At 43.3% G+C, this 3,225-nt stretch carries 3 protein-coding genes; all 3 read left to right on the top strand.

Annotated features, from left to right (window positions below):
• A partial coding sequence (locus OD355_RS13715; protein WP_263039063.1) for a sugar phosphate isomerase/epimerase family protein occupies positions 1-905 on the top strand: 905 nt, incomplete at its 5' end.
• Between the two features lies 1 nt (position 906).
• The gene (locus OD355_RS13710; RefSeq protein ID WP_263039062.1) at positions 907-1,788 is read left to right on the top strand and encodes a hydroxypyruvate isomerase family protein; all 882 of its coding nucleotides are present in this window, start codon (positions 907-909) and stop codon (positions 1,786-1,788) included.
• A 269-nt stretch (positions 1,789-2,057) separates the two neighbouring features.
• Positions 2,058-3,029 carry a class 1 fructose-bisphosphatase gene (gene fbp / locus OD355_RS13705; protein WP_263039061.1) on the top strand — a complete coding sequence of 324 codons (972 nt, stop codon included), beginning with the start codon at positions 2,058-2,060 and terminating at the stop codon, positions 3,027-3,029.
• The last annotated feature ends 196 nt before the right edge of the window (positions 3,030-3,225 follow it).

The following is a 3,225-nucleotide window of genomic DNA, read 5'->3' as shown; positions in this document are numbered from 1 at the left end:
AAAATATACAGATGAAACGAAACACTTCTTTTCTTTTTTTCGCATTGATTGGCATGGTTGTATTCTTTGCCTGCACATCAGCCCGTACAGCAACAAATGCACAGCCTGTCAAAAAAAATATTTACCTGCAGCTTTATTCCCTGCGCAGTGATATAGCCAAGGACTTCGGCAATACCATAAAGCAGGTGGGTGAGATGGGCTTTAAAGGCATAGAAGCTGCAAGCTATAACAAGGGTACCTTCTACAACATGTCTCCTGAGGATTTCCGTGCATCGCTACAGGCGCATGGGTTGGAGCCCTTATCCTCACACACAGGCAAAGCATTGGCAGATAATCCGTCTGCCACCAATTGGAATGAAGTATGGCAATGGTGGGACCAGGCCATAGCTGCACATAAAGCTGCCGGCATGAAATACATTGTAACGCCCTCGATGCCTACACCTAAAACCCTGGCTGACCTGAAAATATACTGCGACTATTACAACCAGGTAGGGGAGAAGTGCAAACAGGCCGGGCTTCGTTTCGGCTACCACAACCACGATTTTGAATTCAAAGAAATTGAAGGCAAAACCATGTATGATTATATGCTGGAAAACACGGACCCATCCAAGGTATTTTTTGAAATGGATGTGTATTGGGTAATGCGCGGCAATAAGAGCGCAGTTGATTATTTCAATAAGTATCCCGGCAGGTTTGAGATACTGCACATAAAAGATGATAAAGAATTAGGCGCAAGCGGGCAGGTAGATTTTGATGCTATTTTCAGCAACACTGACAAGGCAGGCACTAAATACCTGATGGTTGAAGTGGAAAAGTATAATCATGCGCCTGTAGAAAGCGTGCGCATGAGCCTGGAATACCTGTTGAACCATAAGCTCGTAAAAGCTGATTACACAAAAAAATAGTATGAAAAACAGAAGATCGGCAATAAAGCATATGCTTACGGGGACGGCAGTAATTGCAGGCGCAGGCTTATTGCCGGTTTCCTGCTCCGTTATGGCCGCGCCATACAGCTCAACAAAGCTAAAAGGCAACATTAACCATTCGGTATGCCGCTGGTGTTTCTCTGATCTTACCGTGGAGGAACTATGCAAAGAGGCAAAGAGCATCGGCATTAAAGCCATTGACCTGGTTGGCCCGAAAGAATGGCCTGTGTTGAAAAAGTATGGACTGCATTCTTCTATGTGCAACGGCGCCGAGATCAACCTGGTAGATGGTTTTAATGACCCTAAGTTTCACAATACGCTGGTGAAGAACTATACAGAAATGATACCGCTGGTAGCAAAAAACGGGTATAAAAACCTGATCTGTTTTAGTGGTAACCGTCGCGGTATAGATGATGAGACAGGATTGAAGAACTGCGTTACTGGGTTAAAAAAGATCATCAATATTGCTGAAAAGTACAAGGTTGTTTTAGTGATGGAGCTGCTCAACAGCAAGCGCGATCATAAAGATTACCAATGCGACCATACTGCCTGGGGCGTAGAGTTGTGTAAGCAGCTTGGCTCTGAAAATTTTAAACTGCTCTACGATATTTACCACATGCAGGTAAACGAAGGCAACGTTATAGATACGATACGAAAACATCATGCTTATATTGCGCATTACCATACCGCCGGTGTGCCGGGAAGAAATGAGATAGACAATTCCCAGGAACTATATTACCCCGCCATTATGAAAGCCATAGCAGGTACGGGTTTCAAAGGTTATGTAGCGCAGGAGTTTATCCCCAAAAAAGAAAATAAAATTGCATCATTAGCGGATGCGGTGCGTATTTGTGACGTTTAGTTAATGGATAATTGAAAGTGGATAATTGAAAGTGGAAAGAAGAGCCTTTAATTGCCAGATGAAAATCTAAGATGAAGAGGAGAGTTGAAAGAGAAGCGTGGAAAGTGAAAATAAATTTTTGTGCTTTAGTAAAAACTCTGAGCACCTTGTGGTTCAGGAACCTTCAATTCCTTTGTATCTTAGCGCCTTTGTGGCAGAAAGATTCTTAAATACTAATTACCGTACGTTCATATTTATTTGTAAATTCGTTCAGCCATAAAATCAAAACTATGATCACGCTGGATGAATTTACTATTCAACAATTAAGATTGTACCCACACGCGACGGGAGAGTTGTCAGGCCTGCTAAGAGCCGTTGGCCTCGCCGGAAAACTCATCAACGCAAAAGTACGTAAAGCAGGACTCATCGACATCCTGGGCCGCCAGGGCAGTATAAATGTACAGGGCGAGAGCGTACAAAAGCTCGATGTGATCGCCAATGAAATTTTTATGAAAGTGCTGCGGTCAAGTATCAATTGCGCAGGTATGGTTTCAGAGGAAAATGAAGATGTGCTGATCTTTGACGATCAGTTAAGCAATGCATCGAAATACGTGATCCTGATAGACCCGCTCGACGGCTCCGGAAATATCAGCGTAAACATGGACATAGGTACTGTTTTCAGTATTGTAAAAAGAATAACCGCCAAAGGCACCTGTTCGCAGACAAAAGACTTTTTACAGGACGGAAAAAAACAGATTGCTGCCGGATACATTATCTACGGATCGTCCACAATGCTTGTATACGCCACCAGGCGCGGGGTTTACGGCTTTACGCTTGATGTGGAGACAGGTGAATTTTATATGAGCCATCCGAGTATAAAAATCCCTGATACCGGTAAAAATTTTTGTTTTGATTACCGCTATTATTATGCTATTGACGACAGGGTGAAGAAGTTTGTGGATGATGCTTTTAAAACAAGAAAAGGAACTAACGCTGATCTTTCCTTGCGCTATTCAGGATGTATGGTTGCAGACATACATCGCAACCTGATGGAAGGCGGCATTTTTCTCTACCCCGGCAGGAAAGATAAACCCGACGGAAAGTTGCGCCTGATGTACGAATGCAACCCGATGGCCTTTATCACCGAAGTAGCCGGTGGCGCTGCAACCGACGGGCATAACCGTATCCTGGATATACATCCCAAAGATTTCCACCAGCGTACACCTTTATTTATCGGATCAAAGAGTATGATGATACAGTAGTGTTGTTCGCTCGTTGAGCGTGCAAAATATCCTATTAAGAGAATAAAGCCTTATAGTATGTTTCTCGTTCCTGCAAAGATCGGGAAGTAAGGAATAGCATATCTCTGCTTACTCAGCGAAATCCTTCGCGTACTCTGCGTGAAAATTCTATATTATGAAATAAACTTTGTACTGCGTTCTCGTTCACGCAAAGGCC

This window comes from Haoranjiania flava, from assembly GCF_025631005.1.
Classification (GTDB): domain Bacteria; phylum Bacteroidota; class Bacteroidia; order Chitinophagales; family Chitinophagaceae; genus Haoranjiania; species Haoranjiania flava.
This window is presented reverse-complemented; position numbering and strand designations above follow the sequence as displayed.

Coding starts and splice junctions, on each gene's coding strand:
- OD355_RS13710 (WP_263039062.1), top strand. CDS start 907: ATGAAAAACAGAAGATCGGCAATAAAGCATATGCTTACGGGGACGGCA.
- fbp (WP_263039061.1), top strand. CDS start 2,058: ATGATCACGCTGGATGAATTTACTATTCAACAATTAAGATTGTACCCA.